Source organism: Thermomonas sp. (assembly GCF_041919455.1).
Taxonomy (GTDB): domain Bacteria; phylum Pseudomonadota; class Gammaproteobacteria; order Xanthomonadales; family Xanthomonadaceae; genus Thermomonas.
This window is the reverse complement of sequence record NZ_JAYRTQ010000001.1, coordinates 137,260-158,546: the sequence shown is the minus strand read 5'-3', so window position 1 is coordinate 158,546 and position 21,287 is coordinate 137,260. Positions and strand designations below refer to the sequence as shown.

The 21,287-nt window shown below is 70.2% G+C and carries 17 protein-coding genes; 4 read left to right on the top strand and 13 right to left on the bottom strand.

The window, feature by feature from the left end; all coding sequences use genetic code 11:
• Positions 1-38: 38 nt before the first annotated feature.
• From ung to ACE3T8_RS00650, 6 genes are all read right to left on the bottom strand, one after another.
• Positions 39-749 carry a uracil-DNA glycosylase gene (gene ung / locus ACE3T8_RS00675; protein WP_374605965.1) on the bottom strand — a complete coding sequence of 237 codons (711 nt, stop codon included), beginning with the start codon at positions 747-749 and terminating at the stop codon, positions 39-41.
• 129 nt (positions 750-878) lie between these two features.
• On the bottom strand, positions 879-1,718 hold the full coding sequence (locus ACE3T8_RS00670; protein ID WP_374605963.1) for a response regulator: 840 nt from the start codon (positions 1,716-1,718) through the stop codon (positions 879-881).
• A gap of 1 nt (position 1,719) precedes the next feature.
• A complete protein-coding gene (gene ftsX, locus ACE3T8_RS00665) occupies positions 1,720-2,673 on the bottom strand; it encodes a permease-like cell division protein FtsX (protein ID WP_374605962.1) in 954 nt (317 codons plus the stop codon).
• Positions 2,666-3,355, bottom strand: coding sequence for a cell division ATP-binding protein FtsE (gene ftsE / locus ACE3T8_RS00660; RefSeq protein WP_374605960.1), 690 nt, complete (start codon positions 3,353-3,355; stop codon positions 2,666-2,668). The genes ftsX and ftsE overlap by 8 nt, the downstream gene beginning before the upstream one ends.
• Positions 3,356-3,492: 137 nt before the next feature.
• Positions 3,493-4,698, bottom strand: a complete 1,206-nt coding sequence (locus tag ACE3T8_RS00655; protein ID WP_374605959.1) for a hypothetical protein — start codon at positions 4,696-4,698, stop codon at positions 3,493-3,495.
• A gap of 180 nt (positions 4,699-4,878) precedes the next feature.
• On the bottom strand, positions 4,879-5,442 hold the full coding sequence (locus tag ACE3T8_RS00650; protein ID WP_374605957.1) for a sigma-70 family RNA polymerase sigma factor: 564 nt from the start codon (positions 5,440-5,442) through the stop codon (positions 4,879-4,881).
• A 101-nt stretch (positions 5,443-5,543) separates the two neighbouring features.
• Between ACE3T8_RS00650 and ACE3T8_RS00645 the strand changes: the two genes are divergently transcribed.
• Positions 5,544-7,907, top strand: coding sequence for a protein kinase (locus ACE3T8_RS00645; protein WP_374605955.1), 2,364 nt, complete (start codon positions 5,544-5,546; stop codon positions 7,905-7,907).
• Between the two features lie 13 nt (positions 7,908-7,920).
• Here the strand turns inward: ACE3T8_RS00645 and rhlB are convergent, their stop codons facing one another.
• On the bottom strand, positions 7,921-9,630 hold the full coding sequence (gene rhlB, locus ACE3T8_RS00640) for an ATP-dependent RNA helicase RhlB (RefSeq protein ID WP_374605953.1): 1,710 nt from the start codon (positions 9,628-9,630) through the stop codon (positions 7,921-7,923).
• A 221-nt stretch (positions 9,631-9,851) separates the two neighbouring features.
• Here rhlB and trxA point away from each other — a divergent pair, with 221 nt between their 5' ends.
• Both trxA and rho read left to right on the top strand, forming a co-directional pair.
• Positions 9,852-10,178 (top strand): thioredoxin, encoded by a 327-nt coding sequence (gene trxA, locus ACE3T8_RS00635; protein ID WP_374605952.1) that lies wholly within the window; start codon positions 9,852-9,854, stop codon positions 10,176-10,178.
• 252 nt (positions 10,179-10,430) lie between these two features.
• Positions 10,431-12,164, top strand: coding sequence for a transcription termination factor Rho (gene rho / locus ACE3T8_RS00630; RefSeq protein ID WP_374605950.1), 1,734 nt, complete (start codon positions 10,431-10,433; stop codon positions 12,162-12,164).
• Positions 12,165-12,237: 73 nt separating this feature from the next.
• On the opposite strand, the gene ACE3T8_RS00625 is transcribed toward rho, so the two are convergent.
• The 4 genes from ACE3T8_RS00625 to ACE3T8_RS00610 all read right to left on the bottom strand — a co-directional run bounded on the left by ACE3T8_RS00625 (position 12,238) and on the right by ACE3T8_RS00610 (position 15,633).
• The gene (locus ACE3T8_RS00625; protein WP_374605948.1) at positions 12,238-13,089 is read right to left on the bottom strand and encodes a hypothetical protein; all 852 of its coding nucleotides are present in this window, start codon (positions 13,087-13,089) and stop codon (positions 12,238-12,240) included.
• Between the two features lie 83 nt (positions 13,090-13,172).
• Positions 13,173-13,961: an energy transducer TonB gene (locus ACE3T8_RS00620; RefSeq protein ID WP_374605946.1), complete on the bottom strand. Its 789-nt coding sequence runs from the start codon at positions 13,959-13,961 to the stop codon at positions 13,173-13,175.
• A gap of 35 nt (positions 13,962-13,996) precedes the next feature.
• Complete coding sequence (locus ACE3T8_RS00615) at positions 13,997-14,758, bottom strand: hypothetical protein (RefSeq protein WP_374605944.1); 762 nt, start codon at positions 14,756-14,758, stop codon at positions 13,997-13,999.
• Positions 14,759-14,760: 2 nt separating this feature from the next.
• Positions 14,761-15,633 carry an energy transducer TonB gene (locus ACE3T8_RS00610; RefSeq protein WP_374605943.1) on the bottom strand — a complete coding sequence of 291 codons (873 nt, stop codon included), beginning with the start codon at positions 15,631-15,633 and terminating at the stop codon, positions 14,761-14,763.
• A gap of 93 nt (positions 15,634-15,726) precedes the next feature.
• On the opposite strand from ACE3T8_RS00610, the gene ACE3T8_RS00605 reads away from it, so the two are divergent.
• Positions 15,727-17,523, top strand: a complete 1,797-nt coding sequence (locus tag ACE3T8_RS00605; RefSeq protein ID WP_374605941.1) for a monovalent cation:proton antiporter-2 (CPA2) family protein — start codon at positions 15,727-15,729, stop codon at positions 17,521-17,523.
• A 151-nt stretch (positions 17,524-17,674) separates the two neighbouring features.
• On the opposite strand, the gene ACE3T8_RS00600 is transcribed toward ACE3T8_RS00605, so the two are convergent.
• The gene (locus ACE3T8_RS00600; protein WP_374605940.1) at positions 17,675-20,998 is read right to left on the bottom strand and encodes an ankyrin repeat domain-containing protein; all 3,324 of its coding nucleotides are present in this window, start codon (positions 20,996-20,998) and stop codon (positions 17,675-17,677) included.
• Positions 20,991-21,260 (bottom strand): YcgL domain-containing protein, encoded by a 270-nt coding sequence (locus ACE3T8_RS00595; RefSeq protein ID WP_374605938.1) that lies wholly within the window; start codon positions 21,258-21,260, stop codon positions 20,991-20,993. Before ACE3T8_RS00595 ends, ACE3T8_RS00600 begins: the two co-directional genes overlap by 8 nt.
• Positions 21,261-21,287 lie beyond the last annotated feature (27 nt).

The window sequence follows — 21,287 nt, the reverse complement described above, 5'->3', positions numbered from 1 at the left end:
TCGACCCTCGCGCACGCAAGGCGGCTCGCGCCAGGCACTCACCGGAGGGCGGCGAGATCCAGCGCAGCGCGCGATGGCAACGTCCAATCCACCGGTGCCTGTCCGTTGCGGATCAGATACTCGTTGGCCGCGGAGAAATGCCGGCAGCCCAGGAAACCGCGATGCGCCGAGAGCGGCGACGGATGCGGCGCCTTCTGCACGCGATGCCGGCGCGCGTCGATGACCTTGCCCTTGGCTTGGGCGTAGCTGCCCCAGAGCAGGAACACCAGGCCCTCGCGCTCGCGATTCAGCACATCGACCACGTGGTCGGTGAAGCCTTCCCAGCCCTTGCCCTGGTGCGAGCCCGGCTGGCCGGCCTCCACCGTCAGCACGCTGTTGAGCAGCAGCACCCCTTGCCGCGCCCACGGCAGCAGGCAGCCGTGGTCGGGACGCGCGAAACCGACATCGCTGGCCAGCTCCTTGTAGATGTTCTGCAGCGACGGCGGGACGTCGACGCCGGGCAGCACCGAGAAGCACAACCCGTGCGCCTGCCCTGGCCCGTGGTACGGATCCTGGCCGAGGATCACGACCTTCACCGCATCGAACGGGGTGGCATCGAACGCGGCGAAGATGTTGGCACCGGCCGGGTAGATAGACGCGCCGGCCGCCTTGCGCTGGCGCAGGAAGGCGGACAGCTGCTGCATGTCCTCGCGGGCGAACCAGTCGCCGATGCGGGATTTCCAGTTGGGTTCGAGGCGGATGTCAGCCATGCCACTTCGCAGCCGGCTGGGTGGGAGTTGCGCTAGTCGCTCCCCGATACTCGCTTGGTTGCGCAACCCCCACCCAACCGGCTGCTGATCGGCGGACACCCGTCCAGCCGTCGTTTACGAGCACGCGAATCACCCTTTTCCCGGCTCCGGCAACTTCGCCAGGCGCAGCTGGAACAGCACCTTGGTCACCAGCAGGCGCTCCTCGATCGGCTTCAGCACCAGGTCGTTGGCGCCATCGCGCAGCAACGAGGCCTGGTTATCGCGATTGTCATCGCCGGTCATCATCACCATCGGCAGCCGGCGCTTGCCGTAACCGAACGCGGTGCGGATCTGCGCCAGCAGATCGTGGCCATTGAGGATGCCTTTCAGATAGACATCGCTGAGGACAAGATCCGCGCCGACGTCGCCATCGGTGCGACCGCGGAAGCGGTGCAGGTGCTCCAGCGCATCCTCCACGCTGAGGACATGCAGTACCTGCATGTTCTGTCGTTCCAGCATGCGCTTGGTCGCCACCGCCACCACCCGGCTGTCCTCGACGTACAGGACCCGCGCACCCTCGATCGGCGCCGGCTGCACGTAGCCGCGGATGAACGCCGCCAGCGCGCCGTGGCCCAGCGACTTGTCGAAATAGTCGGTCACGTCCTCGGTGAACGCGCGCGATTCCAGCGCTTCCTGCGCGTTGCCGGAGACCACGATCACCGGAACATAGGCCTGCCCCTGTGCCTCGCGCACGCTGCGTGCCAGTGCGAGGCCATCGCCGTCCGGCAGGACCAGCGCGGTGGTCACCAGATCGACCGCGCCCCGGGCCAGGATCTCGCGCGCTTCGGCGATGCCGGCGCAACCGATTACCTCGGTACCGGGCAATTCGCGCAACAAGGTGTCGCCGATCAACTTGCGCACCAGCTTGCTGCCATCGACGACCATGACCCGCGGGGCATCGCTGACGACGTGACGGAGATCGTTGGCCATGTCAGCGCTCCACCGGCCGGGTCTGCCGCAGATAGTGACCGGTCACCAGGCCGGCGCCCAGCCAGCCGAGCACGCCCGCAGTCGCGAGCACGGCGAGGGCCGGCAGCGGCGGCAGGCCCTGCAAGGCGAAATTGCTGCCGTAACGGGCGGCGAGGTCGGCCAGGGGTTCGCGCAGGGCGAGCCAGGCCAGCGTGAGCACGCCCAGCGCCAGCGCACCCGCGCCCAGCCCGTACCACGCGCCGAGATACAGGAACGGCCGCCGCACGAATCCGTCGCTGGCGCCGAGCAATTGCAGCACGCCGATCTCCTCGCGGCGCGACTGGATGTCCAGGCGCACGGTATTGCCGACCACCAGCAACGCACCGAGGCCGAGCAGTGCGGCCAGCACCAGCACCGCGCGGCCGCCGAAGCGCAGCCAGGCATCCAGCCGTTCGCGCCAGACCGCGTCGTGCTGCACGCGCTCGGCATCGGGTAATGCCTTCAGCGATTCCGCCAGCAGCAATTCGTCGCCGCGCGGACTGACCCGCAGCACGCTGGGCAACGCGGCGCGCGCGGCGTCCTCGCCAAGCGCGTCGATCGCGGCCGCGAGGTCTTCTCGGGCGCGCAACTGCTGCAGGGCCTGTTCGGGGGCGATGAGGTCGACCTTCGCCACGTCGCCGCGCGCACGCAGGCTGTCGGCGATGGCCTGCGCCTTGGCGGCATCGACCTCCGGCTTGAGGAAGACGGCGACATCGCGCGAGGACTGCACCTCACCGCCGAGCCGGGACAGGTTCTGCATCACCACCCACAGACCCAGCGGCAACGCCAGCGCGACCGCCATGACGCCGACGGTGAGCATGGTCGCCCACGGCTTGCGCAGCATCCGGCCAAGGCTGGCGACGATGCTGAAGCCGTGATGGTCGAGCCACGCACCGAAGCGACTGGCTTGGGCGTTCGCGGCCGCGCGCTCATTCATCCGCCAGGTCCTCCGGCGAGATGTCGTCCAACAGCTGGCCGTGGTCGAGCACCAGCACGCGCTTCTTCATGCGCTTGACCAGGCCCAGGTCGTGGCTGGCCACCAGCACGCTGGTGCCGCGCTCGGGCAGCGAGGCGAACAGCGCCATGATCTCGGCGGACAGGGTGGGGTCCAGGTTGCCGGTGGGTTCGTCGGCGATCAGCAGGGTCGGCTCGGCGACCACCGCACGGGCGATGCCGACGCGTTGCTGCTCGCCCGCGGACAGCTGCGACGGCAATGCGCGGTCGCGCGCACCCAGCCCAAGGCGTTCCAGGATCGAGCGCACGCGCTTGCCGGTTTCCGCGCGCTTCATCCCGCGCAGGACCAGGGGCAGGGCGACGTTCTCGGCCACGCTGCGGTCCATCAGCAGCTGGTGGTTCTGGTAGACCACGCCGATGCTGCGCCGATGCCGGGCGATCGCACCGCCGCGCACCTTCAGCAGGTTGCGGTCGGCGAACAGCACCGCGCCGCGGCTGGGCCGCTCGGCGAGCTGGATCAGCTTGAGGAGGGTGCTCTTGCCGGCGCCGGAATGACCGGTGACGAACAGCATTTCGCCCGCGTCCACGGCGAAGCTCACCTCGGACAGGGCCGCGTGACCGCCGGGGTATTGCTTGCTGACGCTGTCGAAACGCAGGACCGTCATCGCGGGGGATCGTGAGCGGGCGGGGGTGGAGTATCGCCCGAGCCGCCGGCCGCGACCAGCACAAGGATCAGGAGCGTGCGGCATGTCCCGGATCGCCACGGCGGGGGTTGCCGTGGCGATCCGGGCCAGCCTCCTGGTCATTGCTCCCGCTGCAGCTCCACGTAACCGGCCGGCGCTTCGGCGTAAGGCGCGTCGGTGGCGTAGGCATTGCCGGGGTTTGCGGTGTCCTGGAACACGCGGTCGCCGCCGTGGATGCTGGCCTGCACCGTGCTTCCATCCACGCCAGCGTAGTTGTCGACCTGCTGGACGCCGGACATCGTCGTCTTGTGCATGCGGTCGCTGGTCGCGCTGCTGTTGGCGGCGATCGCGCTGTAGATGCCGGCCACTTCCTGGTTGCCGCGCATGCGGATCGCCGCGCGGTCGGCGGCACCGCGGGCATTGATGATCGCCATCTGCCGGTGGTGCCAGTCATTGATGCTGCTGCGCTGCGCGTTGTCGTAGCGCTGCAGGCTGGCCATGCTGCGTTGCTGCATCGCCTGCATCCATTGCGGGTTGGCGCGCATGCTGTCGCCGATGCGCTTGCCCAGCTCGCGATCCAGCCGCCCTTCCGGCGCGCGCAGCGACGAGATCGTCGCGGTGCCGGCGACCACGTTGCCCTGCATCGACGAGAAGGTGATCGCGGCGCTGAGCAGCTCCTGCATCGCCACGCCGTCCTTGGCGTAGCCGATCAGCAGGCGGCCGGCGTCATGCCGCAGCTGCGCCTGCGGGTTGGCCTGCGCGGATTGGGCCATCCGTTGCTCGACATCGGCCAGCCGCTCGTAGCCGAGCACGCGTGCGCCCGGCCGGGTGCGCTGCACCGTGGCCTCCAGGAACTCGCGGGTGCTGCGCCAGGGCGCGGCCGGGCACGGGTTCATCTGGTTCTCCGTGCCCGACACCTGCCAGTTGAAGCCGGGCAGGATCTCGACCGCGGTCAGGCTGTCCGGCGCCATCGCGCTCCAGCCCAGCTGCAACTGGTTGGCCACGCAGTTCGTGTTGTCGTTCCAGCTCACCCCGCCCACGGTTTGCCAACCCGCCGGGACCTGCACATCGGCGGCGACCATCGGCTGGCCGAAGCCGTTCTGGTCGATGATCTGCGCCGGTTGCATGCGGCTGGTGTCGAGCGGTGGCGGCATCGCCGCGATGGCGTCCGCCTGCACGGGTGGCGTTTCGTTCGCGGCGGGCGGCACATTGGCCGCAAGAGCGCCCTGCACCACGGCCGCCTGCGCCGGATCACCGCCCCCTTGACATGCCGCCAGCGCGAATACCGCGATCACCGCCAGTCCCGTTCCCCGATGCCCTGCCATGTGCCGATCCCCCGGACGGAATGTCCTGTCGATGGATCAGGCGCAGGACGCCGGCGAATCGGCTCACGCCTCGGTCGCGACACGCGATTGAGCCGGCATCGCCCCGGATTGCGCCTGTGCATGCAGGACGGCCTGCCAAGGCCCGGAGCCACGATGCGCGCGATGTCGCCCCGCGAACCTTCAGGACGGCTCGGACAGGGCCTCGAACAGCCACGCCCGTGCGGCCTGCCAGTGGCGCTTGGCGGTGGCCGGGGAGATCGCCAGCGCCTCCGCGGTTTCCTCGATGGTGAGGCCGCCGAAATAGCGCAGCTCGACCAGTTGCGCGCGCGCCGGGTCGATCGCCGCCAATCGGTCCAGCGCACCGTCGAGGGCGAGCATGTCGATGTCCCCCACCGGCGCGGCCACGTCGACCTGGGTGATCGGCACGCGCTCGCCGCCGTCGCGCTTGCCCGCGCCATGCCGGCGCGCGTGGTCGACCAGGATCTCGCGCATCACCCGCGACGCCATCCGCACGAAATGCACGCGATCCTGCCAGTCGATGCGATCGAGCCGGCTGAGCCGCATGTAGGCCTCGTTGACCAGCGCGGTGGGCTGCAGGGTGTGGTCGCCGCGTTCGTTGGCCAGTTGCCGGCGTGCGATCGCGCGCAACTCTGGATAGGCGATGCCGACCAGGCGGTCGCGCGCATGCTCGTCGCCTGCGCGCCAGGCGCCCAGCAGCGCGGTGAAATCGTCGCTCGAAGACATGCGCCCGAGTCTAGCAACGGCGCGTGCACGGCTGGTGCGCATCGCCATCTGCTAGGTTGGTCGTCGTGCCGGGACGCGATGCGACGACAGGGGATGCAGCGATGAACGCGCCGACCGAGTCGTCGACCGAAAGCGCCGTGCTGGACTGGTTCGAGCGCGCGCTGGATCAGCCCACCGCACAACGCGAGGCGTGGCTCACGGCTCAATCGCTGCCCGGTGCGCTACGCCTGCGCGTGCAGCGCCTGCTGCAGACCGAATCGTCGCTCGGCGGCTTCCTCGAAGAGAGCGCCAGCGCGCCGGAACCGGAAGGCTTCCCGGCGGTCGGCGAACACGTCGGCAACTACCAGTTGCTGGCGCGGCTCGATGCCGGCGGGATGGGCGTGGTGTATCGCGCGCGCCGCGCCGACGGCAGCTACGAGCAGGACGTGGCGGTCAAGCTGATCCGCCCGCTGCACCTGCTGGCCGCGCCCGAGTTCCGCCGACAGATGCTGGCGCGCTTCGAGCAGGAGCGCGTCCTGCTGGCGCGCCTGCAGCACCCCAATATCGCGCGCATCCTGGACGGCGGGCGCACCGCGTCCGGCCTGCCGTGGCTGGCGATGGAATTCGTCGACGGCGTGTCGCTGACCGAGCACTGCGACCGCCAGGCCCTCGACCTGCATGCGCGCCTGCAGCTGTTCCTGAAGGTCTGCGCCGGCGTGCAGGAGGCGCATCGGCACCTGGTGGTGCATCGCGACCTGAAGCCGGACAACATCCTGGTCACCCGCGACGGCACACCGAAGCTGCTCGACTTCGGCATCGCCCGCACGCTGGGCGAGGATGCCGGTGGCGATCCCGGCGCGACCCAGCTGACCGCGATGACGCCGGCGTATGCCAGCCCGGAGCATGTGCGGCGGCAACCGCTGACCACCGCATCGGATGTGTATTCCCTGGGCGTGCTGCTGTTCCAATTGGTGACCGGCGAGCGCCCGTATCGCCTGGACGGCCTCACACCGGCCGAGGCCGAACGCGCGATCTGCGATGGCGATCCGCCGTCGTTGCGCAACGCGCTGCAACGCGCGGCCAAGGACGATCCGGCCGGCGCCATGCGTGCCTCGCAGTTGACCGACGATTTGCAGCAGGTCGTGGCGAAGGCGATGCACAAGGACGCCGCGCGCCGTTACGGCACCGCGCAGTCGCTGGCCACCGACATCGAGCGCTGGCTGCAGGGCAAGCCGGTGCTGGCGCATCCGGACTCTGCCGGTTATCGGATGCGCAAGTTCGTCGGCCGGCATCCGCTGGGCGTCATCGCGGGCACGCTGGCGCTGGTGGCGGTGCTGGCGGCATCCGGAATGGCGCTCTGGCAGGCCCGACAGGCACGCCAGGGCGCTGCCGACCTGCGCGAGATGAACCACTTCCTGCTCGAAGTCACCCAGGCCTCGGATCCCTTCGATGCCGACCGCGAGCTCACCCTCAGCGAGGCGTTGGATGTCGCCGCTACGCGCATCGACGAGCGCTTCGCCGGCCGCCCGGAGCTGGCCGCGGAACTCCGCTTCGGCATCGGCTACAGCATGCTCAGCCGCTACCGGCTGGAGGCGGCGGACACGCAGCTGGCGAGGGCGCTGGCGGAGAGCCGCACGGCGTTCGGCGAGGACGACATCCGCACCCTGCGCGTCGGCGATGCGATCGCCTACCTGCGGCAGGAACAGGATCGCGGCCAGGAGGCGGAAGCCGGCTTCCGCAACGTCATCGCGCGGCTGCAACGCAACCGCCTGACCGACGATCCGCTGTACGGCAATGTGCTGGGCAACCTCGGCAACCTGTTCCTGGTCCGCGAGGACTACCGCCAGGCCGACCCCTGGCTGCGCAAGGCGATGGCCTGGTTCGATGCGCACCCGGAGGCAGCGGCCAACGACCGCGCCAACATCCTGTCCAACCTCGCCCATGCCGCGCACGGCCTGGAAGACCTGCCGCGCGCCGACGCGCTGTACGCGCGCGCGCAGGCGGCGATGGCGATCGCGTACCCGCAAGGCAGCCCGGACCAGGCGATCCTGCTCAACAACCGCGCCCTGCTGGCCGAGGATCGCGGCGACCGCGCCGGCGCGCTGGCCCTGCATCGGCAATCGCTGGCGATGCGCCGCAAGGTGTTCAGCAGCGAGCACCCGATGACCCTGACCGCGCTGACCAACGTCGCGCGGATGTCGCTGGAGACCGGCGAGGCGAAGCAGGCGCTGCCGCTGGCGGAAGCGGCGGGTGCGATGGCCGACCGCGTCTATGCGGATGCGCCGAACGGCCGCCATGCCTCGACCTGGGCGACCGTGGCGGACGTGCGCCTGGCCAACGGCGACGTGGCCGGTGCGTCTGCCGCACTGCGGCGCGCGGACGCGGTGCTGGCCCCGGTGAAGGATCCCGCGCCCAGCATGCTGGCCTACCTGGACAAGGTGCGCGCGCGGGTCTGCACGACCGCCGCGGCGTGCCAGGCGCGCTGACGCGCCGGCGCGATCAGCCGCCGACCAGCGACTTGATGCGGCGGCCGATCCGGCTCAGCAACGAGGGCTTGTCGCCGCTCGCTGCCGGCGTGGTTGCGGCCTTGTCGCCGGGCGCTGGTGTTGCGTTCGACGTGCTACCGGCCTCGCCTTCCAGCGGACGACCGTGCCGGCGACGGCGACGCTTGCGCGGCTTGCGCGCGTCGTCCTCGAGTCCGGTGGTCGGCTGCGGCGGGCGCGGCGCCTGGGCGGCAGCAGACTGCACGATGGCGGCATCCACACTGGCGTTGGCGACGGCCTCGCCTTCGACGCGCGGCTTGCGCGGCGGACGCGGGCCACGCGCGGGCCGATCGCCGGAACCGGAACGCGGCGCGGACGAGGAACGGTCGCCGCTGCGTCCACCACCGCCACCGCTGCGCGGACCACCACGGCCGCCGCCACGCTTGGCGTCCTCGGCGGCGCGGGCCTCGCGCACTTCCTTGAAGATCTCGCCGATGCTTTCGCCTTCCTCTGCGTTCGCTTCCACGCCTTCGCGTGGCTTGCGCGGCAGCGCGATGAGCATTTCCGGAGTGACGTGTTCGCCCGGGATCTTCTGGTCGATGTAGGCCTCGATGTCGGGCAGCGACATGCCGTAGCGCTCGCAGGCGAAGCTGATCGCGTCGCCCTCTGCTCCCAGACGGGCCGTCCGGCCGATGCGGTGCACGTAGTCCTCGGCATCGAACGGCAGGTCGTAGTTGTAGACGTGCGAGACCCCGTCGATGTGCAGGCCGCGCGCGGCGACGTCGGTGGCCACCAGCAATTCCAGCTGGCCGGCCTGGAACTTCTTCAGCAGCGATTCGCGCTTCTTCTGCGGCACGTCGCCGCTGAGCACGCCGACGCGGTAGCCCGCGCGTTCAAGCCCGCGGGCCACGCGCTCGACGAACGCCTTGGTGTTGACGAAGACCATCGTGCGCGCGCCTTCGCTGCGCGACAGCAGGCCGATCAGCAACGGCAGTTTTTCCTCGTCGGCCGGGTAGTACAGCTTCTGGCGCACCCGCGCGGCGGTGATGGTTTCGGTCTCGACCACGAGCTTTTCCGGCTCGTTCATGTGCTCGTAGGCGAGCTCCAGCACGCGATGGCTCAACGTGGCCGAGAACAGGAGGGTCTGGCGGGTGGTGCGCTCCGGCATGCGCCGCAGCAGGAAACGGATGTCCTTGATGAAGCCGAGGTCGAACATGCGGTCGGCTTCGTCCAGCACGCACAGCTCGCAGGCGTGCAGGCTGACCACCTTGTGCTGCTTGACGTAGTCGATCAGCCGGCCGGGGGTGGCGATGATCACGTCGGCGCCGCGCTGCAGCAGTTCGCGCTGCTTGTCGTAGTCCACGCCGCCGTAGACCAGGGCGAACTTCAGGCCGAGCTGGTCGCCCAGCTTCACCGCGTCCTTGTGGATCTGGATCGCCAGCTCGCGGGTCGGCGCCAGGATCAGCGCGCGCGGGTCTTCGGCCTTGCGGTCGGCCAGCGCGGGGCGCTTGAGCAGGCGATCGACCACCGCCACCAGGAAGGCCAGGGTCTTGCCGGTGCCGGTCTGTGCCTGGCCGGCGACGTCGCGGCCGGCCAGCGCCAGCGGCAGGGTCAGCGCCTGGATCGGGGTGCAGCGGGTGAAGCCGGCGGCCTCCAGCCCGGCGATCAGCGCCGGATGCAGGTCGAACGAGGAAAAGGTGACGTCGGTCAACGGCTTGTCGGACATGGGGCGGCCTCCGGCGGACTGACGCAGCGTTCCAGGGGACGCCACGATCCGCGCTTGCATGAATTGGGGGCAGCCACGCAGACTGCCGGGACAGGTTCCGGGTCTGGTCATTCCCGGCACGGCATCCGCCTTGGTTCGGGCGGAATGCAACCCCATCATCCTACCACCCCGGCCGGCGCCCCCCCCCTTTGCGCACGGCCCCGCGAGTCATTGGAGCCACCATGAGCGACACCGTCCTGCACGCCACCGACGCCGACTTCGACCATCAGGTGCTGTCCTCCCACCAGCCCGTGCTGGTCGACTTCTGGGCGCCGTGGTGCGGCCCCTGCAAGATGATCGCGCCGGCGCTGGATGACCTGGCCGGCACCTACGCCGGCCGCGCCAAGATCGTGAAGGTCGATGTCGACCAGAACCAGGCCACCGCGCTGAAGTACCACGTGCGCAGCATCCCGATGCTCCTCCTGTTCAAGGGCGGCCAGGTCCAGGCCACCCAGATCGGCGCGGTGGGCAAGGCCCAGCTCGCGCAGCTGATCGAAAAGGCGCTGTAACGCGCCGCGCTTCGAACCTGTTTTCTCCCTCTCCCGCTGGCGGGAGAGGGCCGGGGTGAGGGTCGCGGCAACTGAACCACCGAACGTCCCGCAACTTGCGCGCGCTGCCGCGCCAGTGCTAGTTTTCCGCTGAACCCGGCGCCGATCCATCGCGAAATGCAGCCTTCGGGCGCGCCGCACCCCTTCTGATCCACTCCCCACGACCCCGCCCGCGACACCCGCGGGCGCTCGCAACGTTAGCGAGGATTTCCCTTGTCAGACCCGACCGTTGATCCCGGCGAACCCGCCGAAAAGCGCGTGCGCAAGACCCGCGTGGCCAAGACCGCCGCGCCCAAGGACAGCTTGACCATCCCGCCGCTGGACGCCGCACCGTCGGCCCCGCAGCCCGCCCCCGCACCGCCCGCGCCCCCGCCGAGCGCAGCGCCACCTCCGCCGGCACCCGCCGCTGTCCAGCAGGCGCCCGCGCCAACCTCCGGTTCGAACGACGGTGGCGATGCCGGCGGCAACACCCCGCAGCAGGGCCCGCAGCACGGACAGAACCGCGACCAGCAGCACCACAACAACGGCCAGGGCCAGCAGGGCAATCGCCGCGACCGCTTCAAGAATCGCCGCGACCGCAATCGCGACCGCCCGCGCGACCAGGGCTTCCCGGATGACAACGGCGGCGGCAATGGCGAGGGCTTCGTCGCCCGCCCGCACCCGCAGGTACCCGAGGGCTTCCCGCAGTACTCGCTGGGCGACCTCAAGCGGATGCCGGCGCACAAGCTGCTCGAGATCGCCGACCAGCTGCAGATCAGCGAGGGCGTGGCCCGCGCGCGCAAGCAGGACATCATCTTCGGCATCCTCAAGGTGCTGACCCGCCACGGCGAAGGCGTGGCCGCCGACGGCGTGCTGGAAATCCTGCCGGACGGCTTCGGCTTCCTGCGCGCGGCCGAGGCGTCCTACCTTGCCGGACCGGACGACACCTACATCAGCCCCAGCCAGATCCGCCGCTTCAACCTGCGCACCGGCGACCACATCTCCGGCCGCATCCGCTGGCCGAAGGACGGCGAGCGCTACTTCGCGCTGAACATCGTCGACACCATCAATGGCGAGCCGATCGAGGCCTCGAAGAACAAGGCGCTGTTCGAGAACCTGACTCCGCTGTTCCCGCGCAAGAAGTTCAAGCTCGAGCGCGGCGACGGCTCCAGCGAGGACATCACCGGCCGCATCCTCGACCTGATGGCGCCGCAGGGCAAGGGCCAGCGCGCGTTGATCGTCAGCCCGCCGAAGGCCGGCAAGACGATGATGATGCAGCAGATCGCCAGCGCGATCAGCTACAACCATCCCGACGTGCACCTGATCGTGCTGCTGATCGACGAGCGCCCGGAAGAAGTCACCGAGATGCAGCGCACCGTGCGCGGCGAAGTGATTTCCTCGACCTTCGACGAGCCCGCCGCGCGCCACGTGCAGGTCGCCGAAATGGTGATCGAGCGCGCCAAGCGCCTGGTCGAGCACAAGAAGGACGTGGTGATCCTGCTCGACTCGATCACCCGCCTGGCCCGTGCCTACAACAACGTGCTGCCTAGCAGCGGCAAGGTGCTCACCGGCGGCGTCGACGCCAATGCGCTGCATCGCCCGAAGCGCTTCTTCGGCGCCGCGCGCAACGTCGAGGAGGGCGGTTCGCTGACCATCATCGCCACCGCCCTGATCGATACCGGCAGCGCGATGGACAAGGTGATCTACGAGGAGTTCAAGGGCACCGGCAACAGCGAAGTGCACCTGGACCGCCGCATCACCGAGAAGCGCGTGTACCCGGCGATCGGCGTCAACGCCTCCGGCACCCGCCGCGAGGACCTGCTGATCGACCCGGACCTGCTGCAGAAGATCTGGATCCTGCGCAAGCTGCTGCACCCGATGGACGAAATCGCGGCGATGGAATTCTTGCTCGACAAGATGAAGAGCACGAAGTCCAACGACGAGTTCTTCGGCTCGATGAAGCGCTGACCGCGCGAGACGACCATCAGAAAAAGCCCCGCTTCGCGGGGCTTTTTCGTTACCGGTTGCGCGAACGGGCAGGTTACTCCGACACGCTGTCCAGGTCCGCTTCCATGAAGCGCCACGCGCCCTCGACGCGTGCCAGCGACACCCGACCGCGGCGCAGGATGTCGTCGCGGTCCTTGCCCTCGACCCAGAGCACGGCGTTGTCGCCGTCGATGCGGCCGCGCAGGACCTTGGCTTGCACCGGGGTGCCGTCGCGCAGGTCCTTGAGCGCGCCCTTCACGTCGTCCTGGTCGTCGGACTTGATCCGCCAGCTGTTGTAGTCGTCGCCGACCAGGGCGCGCAACGCCGGCAGGTCGCCCTTTGCAATCGCGGTCGTCCACGTTCGGTACGCCTTGCCCGGCTCGCCGCCGTCCGCCGGCAACGGCTTGCCCGGTGGCGGGGTGATCGCGACATCGAAATTCAGGTCGAAGTCGTAGGTTTCGCCGAAGAAATCGTCGGGTTCGGCCAGCACCCAGCGCCCGTTGATGCGGCCCGCAGGCGCCGCCTCCAGCTTGAACACGCCATAGCCGGAGGAATTGAACGAGGCATTCGGATTGTTATGCGAGAAGTACAGGCCGCATTCGCCGCCTTCCGCGTTGATGCAGATGCGCACATAGCCGGCGCTGGCGTCGCGCAGTTGCTCCTCGGCGGCGGAGCTGGGCTGGAACGCGGACGCCACCTTGCCCGCGTCCATCGGCACGCTGCTCAGGTAGACGTAGGTCTGCGCGCTGGCGGCATCGCCCTCTTCATCGACGGTCACCGCGATGACGTGCTTCGCCTCGAGGCGCACCTCGCCCTTGCGGAAGTGGCCGCTGCCGCGGTCGGTGGCGCCTGCCGACAGCGCGGCACAGAGCAGCGCCACGCAGAACCCGAATCGCGATGCACGCATGACCCGCTCCCCATCCACCCTCGATACAGGTGGCAACGCGAAGCGGGTGGTGCAGCGGCCGCCAGCCTGGCGACCCGTGCCGCTCAGCCTGCGGGCGTGGGGGTGACCTTGACCGGTGAGTCCAGCGCGATCGGCGTCAGGCCCGGCGGGCCACCCGAGGCGAGCAGGCACTCGGTAGACGCCATCGCGCGCGCCTCCAATTCCGCCTTGTAACGCGTGCGCCACGCTTCCGTGCTTTCGCGCTTCGTGCTGGTGTTGATCTTGAATTCCACCGGGAAACTCATGGTCGTCACGACCGCCTGGCCATTCACTTGCTCGGGCTCATAGCGCAGGCTTTCCGCCCAACGGGCGATGGCAGGTCGAAGCCATTTCGCGGATTGGTTGGGGCCATCCGCGAGCTTGATGTCGCCTACCTGCGTGCTGCCATCCGGCTGGATCGAATAGTTCACGATGTACGTCCCCGTCACGCTCTTGCGAAGCGCCTCGATCGGGTATTGCGGCGGCGGCAGGTTGCCCGACGCACTGACGAGCCTCGGTCCATTGCCCTTGAAGTCCACGCCAAGCTTGTAGCCGCCACTGGTCGCATCGGGTATCGCGCAGGCGCCAACCTTGACGTAGGTGGTTGCCCCGACGGGAACCCCGGCCGCCTTCGCCGGCTGGTATTGCCACGAGGCAACGCGCTTCTCGATGAAACTGCGGATCGAGTCCGGAAGGTCGGCGGGCGCTTCCACCTTGACCGGCTTGCCGCTGGCATCGACATCGACCCGGACGCTGGCGTTGAAGGCCACCACGCCGGGTTTGCGGACGTCATCCGCGGCCACGGCGGGCGCCATCAAACCCATTCCGAGCAACAGCCACATGCCACGCTTCATCGCGAATCCTTGTGAAAGTCCAAGTTCCATGGCAATCAGCCCGCAGGCGTCGGAATCACGGTCACGACCGACTGCACCGCCACGGGCTTCATGTCGCCTGCGCCGGATGCGATCCGGCATTCACGCGAGATCTTCGCCTGGACCTGCAGCGCCTCGCGCCGGGCCTCGCGGTCGCCGAGGTCGCGCATCGAGAATTCGACCGGCATGCGGACCTGGCCACGGACGGGCTTCCCGGCGACGTGCTCGGGATCGAAACGCACGGTCTTGACCCACTGCCGAAGCACCATCTCGAACTCGCTCGCGCCAGCCCTGCCCGAGATGTCCGCACGTTCGATCTGGTCGATCACCGCACGGCCATCCGCCTCGATCCCCAGGATCAGGACGAACTCCGCCGAGGTATTGCGCCGCTGCGCGAGGCGCGGATACATCGGCGGCACCAGCGTCCGGTCGGCCGCGGTGCGCGGCCCGTTGCCGGCGAAATCGACGCCGAGCCGAGAGCCCGCCCCGACCGGGACGGCGCAGGCGTTGACCCCGACATAGGTGACCGCGGCCTGCGGCACGCCTGCCACCTGCGCTGGCGTGTATTGCCACGATGCGACCCGCTTTTCCACGAAGGCGCGGATTGCCTCGGGGAGGTCGGCGGGTGCTTCGATCCTGACCGGCTTGCCAGCGGCATCCACCTCGACGCGCACCGAGGCATTGAAGGCCACGACATCGGCGTCGGCCGCGTCATCGGCCGCGGCGACCGGCTGCGCGGCCGCGCAGGCAATCGCGACGCAGAGCGATAGCGTCTTCATGGTCAGCCCAGCGGCGTCAGCAGGGTCGCGCCCTGGCGCAGCGGATACGCTCCGCTACCGGGCAGTGCATCCGGGCTGCCCGCGGTCTTCAGTTTTTCCTGCGCCCACGGCATGCCCATGTTGCGCGGACCCGGGATGTAGGTATCCCACTCGCCTTCCTTGCGTTGCTTGTAGCCGGGCCCGACGAGCACGAAGTCGACCGGCACGCGGATCAGCCAGTGGTCGTCGTCCGCGGTTTCGCCGGTGGTCGGTGGGGTGAAGCTCCAGTCACGGGCGGCGCGGACCGCCGCCGCGGTCAGCATGTCGCGCAAGCGCGTCATCCCGTTCTCGGTACCGGCGACGCGCAGGTTGACCTGCTCGGCGTCGACATTCGCCACCTTGCCGGCGCGATCGACCTGCACGATCAGGTAGACCGTGCCCTCGCCACCCATCCGCTGCGCCACCTGCGGATACTTCGGAGGTGAAAGCCTCGTGCTTCCCGGATTGTCGGTGCTGGCCGCGGCATCATTGCTGCCGAAATAGCTGCTGGCGATGGTCACGTTCACCTTGTCGCCCTCGGCGCGCTTCGCGACCAGCCGCAGGTGCATCGGGACCCGGGCGTTGACCGCCTGGCCATCGACCATCACCGGCGCGAAGCGCCAACCGGCGACGGCGTTGTCCACGAATACGGTCAACGTGGCGCCGAGCGGTGCGTCGGGATCGAGGGTATGGGCGATGACGCTGCCGTCCTTGCCGATGGTGATCGTGCCGGATACCTGCAGGCTGGATTCGGCCTGCTTGCGCACCGCCGCCGCTCCGCGCGAACCGGACAGCGCCGGCATCGCGAGCAGGATCCCGCCCAGCAACGCGACGGCGGCCATCAAACGCATCTTCATCGTGCAGTCTCCCGGGGTGCAGGGCTGGAATATGCCAGTGCCGGCGGACGCATCGATCGCCGATACTGAAGTCCCTGAACGGAGTCATCCTGCATGCACGGCGAAGGCCTCGAGCTCGCTCTGGTGTTCCTGCTCGCGGCGGTGGTCGCGGTGCCGGTGTTCAAGCGCTTCGGGCTGGGTGCGGTGCTCGGCTACCTGGTCGCCGGCGCGCTGCTCGGGCCGCATGCGCTGCGGCTGGTGCGCAATCCGGAACCGGTGCTGGCGGCCAGCGAGATCGGCGTGGTGATGCTGCTGTTCGTGATCGGCCTGGAGCTGTCGTTGCCGCGGCTGAAGGTGATGCGCAAGCCGATCTTCGGCGTGGGCGGGCTGCAGGTGCTGCTGTCCGGGCTGGTGCTGGGCGCACTGGCGATGTCGCAGGACCTGGGCTGGAAGGCGGCGCTGGTGGTGGGCATGGGGCTGGCCCTGTCGTCCACCGCGGTCGGCCTGCAGTTGCTTGCGGAACGCAAGGAGCTCACCGCCGAGCACGGCCGCCTCGCCTTCGCGATCCTGCTGTTCCAGGACCTGGCGGCGATCCCGCTGCTCGCCGCGATCCCGTTGCTCGGCAAGGCCGGCGGCGAGGGGCTGGGCGGGGACGACGTGGCCAAGGCGGTGCTGGCGATCGCCGCGCTGGTGCTGGGTGGCCGCTACCTGCTGCGCCACGTGTTCCGGTTCATCGCGCGCACCGGCATGCCGGAGGTGTTCACCGGGGCTGCCCTGCTGGTGGTGCTGGGCAGCGCCTGGTTGATGCAACTGGTCGAACTGAGCGCAGGCCTGGGTGCGTTCCTGGCCGGCGTGCTGCTGGCGGAGTCCGAATACCGGCACGAGCTGGAAGCACAGATCAAGCCGTTCGAGGGCCTGCTGCTGGGCCTGTTCTTCATGGCGGTGGGCATGACCATCGACCTGCAGCAGATCGCCGCCGAGCCGGTGGCGATCGGCACCTGGGTGGCGGTGTTGCTGGCGGTGAAGCTCGCCCTGCTGTTCGCGCTGGGCCTGGGTCCCGGCAGGCTCGACCTGCGCGGGGCGATGCTGCTCGGCGGCGTGCTGGCGCTGGGCGGCGAATTCGCCTTCGTGGTGTTCGCCGAAGCGACCAAGGCCGGCCTGCTGGACGAACCGCTGCGCGACCGGCTGGTGGCGATCGTCGGCCTGTCGATGGCGGCCACGCCGCTGTTGCTGCTGCTGATCTCGCGCTTCGCGCCCAAGGCCGACAAGTCCGGGAAGCGCGCCTTCGACGAGATCCCGGACGAGCACCCGCAGGTGCTGATCGCCGGCTTCGGCCGCTTCGGCCAGATCGTGGCGCGGTTGCTGCGCGCGCAGAAGATCCCGTTCATCGCCATCGACCCCGACGTGGAACAGGTCGATTTCTCCCGCCGGTTCGGCAACACCCTGTACTACGGCGACCCGACCCGGCCGGAACTGCTGCGCTCCGCCGGCGCGGCGCGGGTCAAGGTCTTCGTGGTCGCGATTGACGGCGTCGCCGCCAGCATGGCCGCGACCCGACTGATCCGCCAGCAATACCCCGATGCCCTGGTCTTTGCCCGCGCGCGCGACCGCCGGCATGCCTGGCAGTTGATGGACCTGGGCGCACGGGTGTTCCGCGAGACCTTCGGCAGCAGCCTGGAAATGGGCCGCGACGTACTGGTCGCGCTGGGCCTTTCGCCGGCGCAGGCGGACGACCGCGCGCAGCGCTTCCGCACCTTCGACCAGAAGCTGCTGGAAGCGCAGCGCCTGCTGCAGGACGACGAGGCGGCCCTGCTGCAGAGCACCCAGGAAGCGCGCCTGGAACTGGCCGAACTGTTCGAGGCGGATGTCGGCGAGGGCACGCTGGGCCGGATCGTCGAACGCAAGGACTGATCCCGTTTCGCCCGTCGACAACTGTAGGGGCAAGCCCCCGTGCCTGCCCGCTTTTCCGACCATATCCGGCCCGGTATTCCGACAAACCAAGGGCAGGCACGGGGGCCTGCCCCTACGGCAATCCAACACGGGCCTGCCCCGGCGGGTTGCGTTATTCGCGCAGGAAGCGCGCCATCGAGACCGGCGCCTGCGGCGCATTGCCGGGCAATGCCAGTTCGGCGGCGACGTCGACGTAGCCGCGCATCAGGGCGATCTCGCGCGGGCTGCGGTTGAGCAGGTCGCGCTGGTCGGGATCGGCACCCTCGCGGAGCAGCGCCCGGGCGACCCGCAGCAGCCCGTGCAGGCCAGCCAGATGCAGTGGGCCGAACCCGCGCTGGTCGCGCGCGTCCAGGCGCACGTCCTCGTCGAACAGCCGTTCCACGCCGGCCAGCACCACGTCCTCGGCGCTCGGCGTGCCGGGCTCGGCGCGCGCGCCGAGCAGCAGCAGCAACGGGGTGGCGCCGCCGGTCGCGGTCCGCTGCGGATCGGCACCGGCCAGCAGCAGCGCATCCAGCAGGGCAAGCAGGCGGGTGCGATCGCGCGCGGTGAAGCCGTACAGGGCGGCGCAGTGCAGCGGGGTGAGTCCCTGCGCATCCACTGCATGCAGGTCGGCGCCGGCCTGGAGCAAGCGCGCGACCAGTTCCGGCAGGCCCAGCGCCGCGGCCAGCATCAGCACGGTGACGTCTCCCGGCAGTCGCTGTTCCAGCCCCGCACCGGCCTCCAGCAGGCGCTCGACGATCTCGAATTGGCGCATGCTCACCGCCGCCGACAACGGGGTGGCCCCGGTATTCGCGGCCAGGGCGGGATCCGCGCCACGTTCCAGCAGCAGTTCGACCAATGCGCGATGACCGCCACCGGCGGCCCGCAGCAAGGCGCTGCAGCCCTGGCTGTCGGTGGCATCCACCGGCAACCCGAGGTCGAGCAGGCGGCGGACCGCGTCAAGGTCGCCCACGATCGCCGCGGCCGGCACGTCCACCGGCTGCAGCGGTCGCCGCGGCAGCTTCCAGCCGCGCCAGTCCAGCCAGCCGGCCAGGTCGCGACGCCCCGCCGCCAGGGCCACGCCCAAGGGGGTCTGTCCGTCCGCCGCGCGCCGATCCGGTGCCGCGCCAGCGGCGATCAGCTGCTTGAGCTCGTCGATCCGGCCGAGCGCCGCGGCCAGGTGCAGGGCGCTCATGCCGTGGCTGTCGCGCGCATCCAGGTCCACGCCATGGGCGACCAGCCGCTGCAGCAGGCGCGGCCAGTGCAGGCGCACCGCCAGCGCCACCAGCGGATCGCCGGCCGGCGAGGCCGCATACGGATCCGCGCCGCGCTCCAGCAGTTCCAAGGCGAAGCCTTCGCCGCGCGCATCGGTGAAACCTTCGGTCAGGCAGGCGGCGAGATAACTGGCCAGCCCGCCCGCGCCGGCCGGCGACGCACCCCGCGCGAACAGCAGGCGGGCGTTGTCGATGCCGGCGGTGCCGCGCGCCAATGCGGCGGGCACCGGCATCGGCGCGGCGCGGACCCGCGCTTCCGGATTGGCACCGCGGGCCAGCAGCCAGGCGACGCGCGCAGGATCCGCGGCCACGTCGGCATCGCAGAGCAGGCCGTCCAGATCGCCACGGGCCAGCAACGGCAACAGCGCCGCGAGCTGGGTATCCACCGCCTCGTCCAGCAGGCGCTCGCGCAGCAGCAGCGGCGGTGGCCGGTCCGGTGCGCCGTCGTCCTCGTCCATCGACACCGGCAGCGCGCGTTGCGGATCCAGTGCGGCCACCAGCGTCCAGCGGCCGGCCGCGGAGGCCAGGTCGATCGCGCCCTGGCCCTGCGCATCGCTGGCGCGCGGGTCGACGCCGAGTTCCAGCAGGCGTCGGACCATCGCCGCCGACGGCGCTTCCGCGGCGCAGGCCAGGTGCAATGCATTCGCGCCTTGGCCATCGCTGGCCTGCACCTCGGCCTTGGCCGCGACCAGCGCCTCCAGGGCGACCAGCGCACCGGCCCGGGCCGCGTCCAGCAGCGGCGTGCGGCCTTCGCCATCGCGCGCATTCGCGTCGGCACCGGCATCGAGCAAGGTTTGGCAGATGCCGGCGTGGCCGGCGAAGGCAGCCTCGTGCAGGGCGCTGCGGCCGCGCGCGTCGCGGGCATCCACGCGCGCCTTGTGGCGCAGCAGCAGTTGCACGCCGGCGGCGTCGTCTTCCTCGGTGCCGGCGGCGGCGAGCAGCACCGGTTGCCCGCCGGCGGGTTCGGTCTTCGCGCCGCGCTCCAGCAGGAAGCGCGCCAGCCGCCAGTTGCCGGTGCTGCAGGCGGTGCCGAGCGGCGACACGCCATCGGCGTTCAACGCATCCATCTCCGCACCCGCGTCGCGCAGCAGCGCAGCGACGCCGGGATCGGAACTGCGCGCGGCGTGGTGCAGCGGGGTGTTGCCCTCGGCGTCGGTGGCGCGCGGGTCGGCCCCGTTGGCGAGCAGGGTCATCACCGCTTCCGGGCGGCCGTGCCAGCTGTCGCGAGTGGCGGCCAGCAGCGGGTTCATCCCGGCCAGCATGCTGTTCACGTCGGCGCCGCGCTCGATCAGCGCGCGCAGCAGGCGCAGGTCGGGCAGCACTGCGGCGAGCACCGCCAGGCCGCGACGATCGCGCGCGCCTGGCTCCGGCGGGAGATTGGGGTCGGCACCGGCCTCCAGCAATTGCAGGGCTTTCTCGACCCGACCGTTGCGCGCTGCGATGTACAGCTCGCGGCCCAGCGCGACGGTATCGATCGTCGGCACCGTGGCCAGCGGCAGCGCCAGTTCCGGCGCATCCTCGACGTCGGCATCGACGTCGTCCGCTTCGTCTTCGACCGCATCCATTTCCACCACCGGCAGGCCGCGCGCCAACGCCAGCACGGGCGCGGCCTGCAGCAGCAGGTGGGCGATCGGCAGCAGGCCCGCGTAGATCGCGGTGGCGACGATGCGCACCTGGCCGGCCAGCAGGCCGGGCCAGGCCAACAACACACCGCCGGCCAGCAACAGGAACACCGGCAAGGCCACTTGGGTGAGCGCGCGCCAAGCCTGGCGATCCTGCAGGTGCTGGCGGGCGAAGCGCAGGCCCAGGCGGCCGCCTTCGCGTTCGGTGCCGTGCCACAGCGGCCAGTGCCACCACAGCAGCACCAGCAGCAGGCCCGCAGCCGCGCTCAGCGCGAGCACCGGCAGCAAGGCCGGAGCCGCCAGGACGCGCTGCAGCGGCAAGGCCACCAGCACACCCGCCAACGCAAACCCGCCGGCCCACAGCAGGGCCAGGCTGCCGGCATCGGCCAGCAGGCGCGCACGCTTGCGGGTGCCGCGCAGGCAGGCGATGCCCAGCGCCATCGGCACCTGCGCCAGCCATGCCGCCGCGCCGGCGCTGCCGACATCGAACCAGCACGCGGCCGCAAGCAGCAGGCCGGCCAGCAACAAGGCCACGCCGATCCCGGGATGACGCTCAGGCATCGGTGCCCCAGTCGTCGGTCATCGGATCCGCCATGGTCGGCGGGAACTGCAGGTGGAAGCCCTGCGCGGCCAGGTTGTTGCGCACCACCGCGGGATCGGCCTGGGCGAGCCTGCGCCCTTCGACCAGGGCGACGTCCAGCACGAAGCGCAGTTCCCCCAGTTGCTTGCGCAGCGGTTCGGGCAGACGCGCGAAATCGTCGCGGGCGGCGAGGTAGACGTAGGTATCGGCCTTTTTCAGGCTCTTGTAGACGTAGGCGTGCATCGCGCGATCCGGGGGAACCGCCGTGTC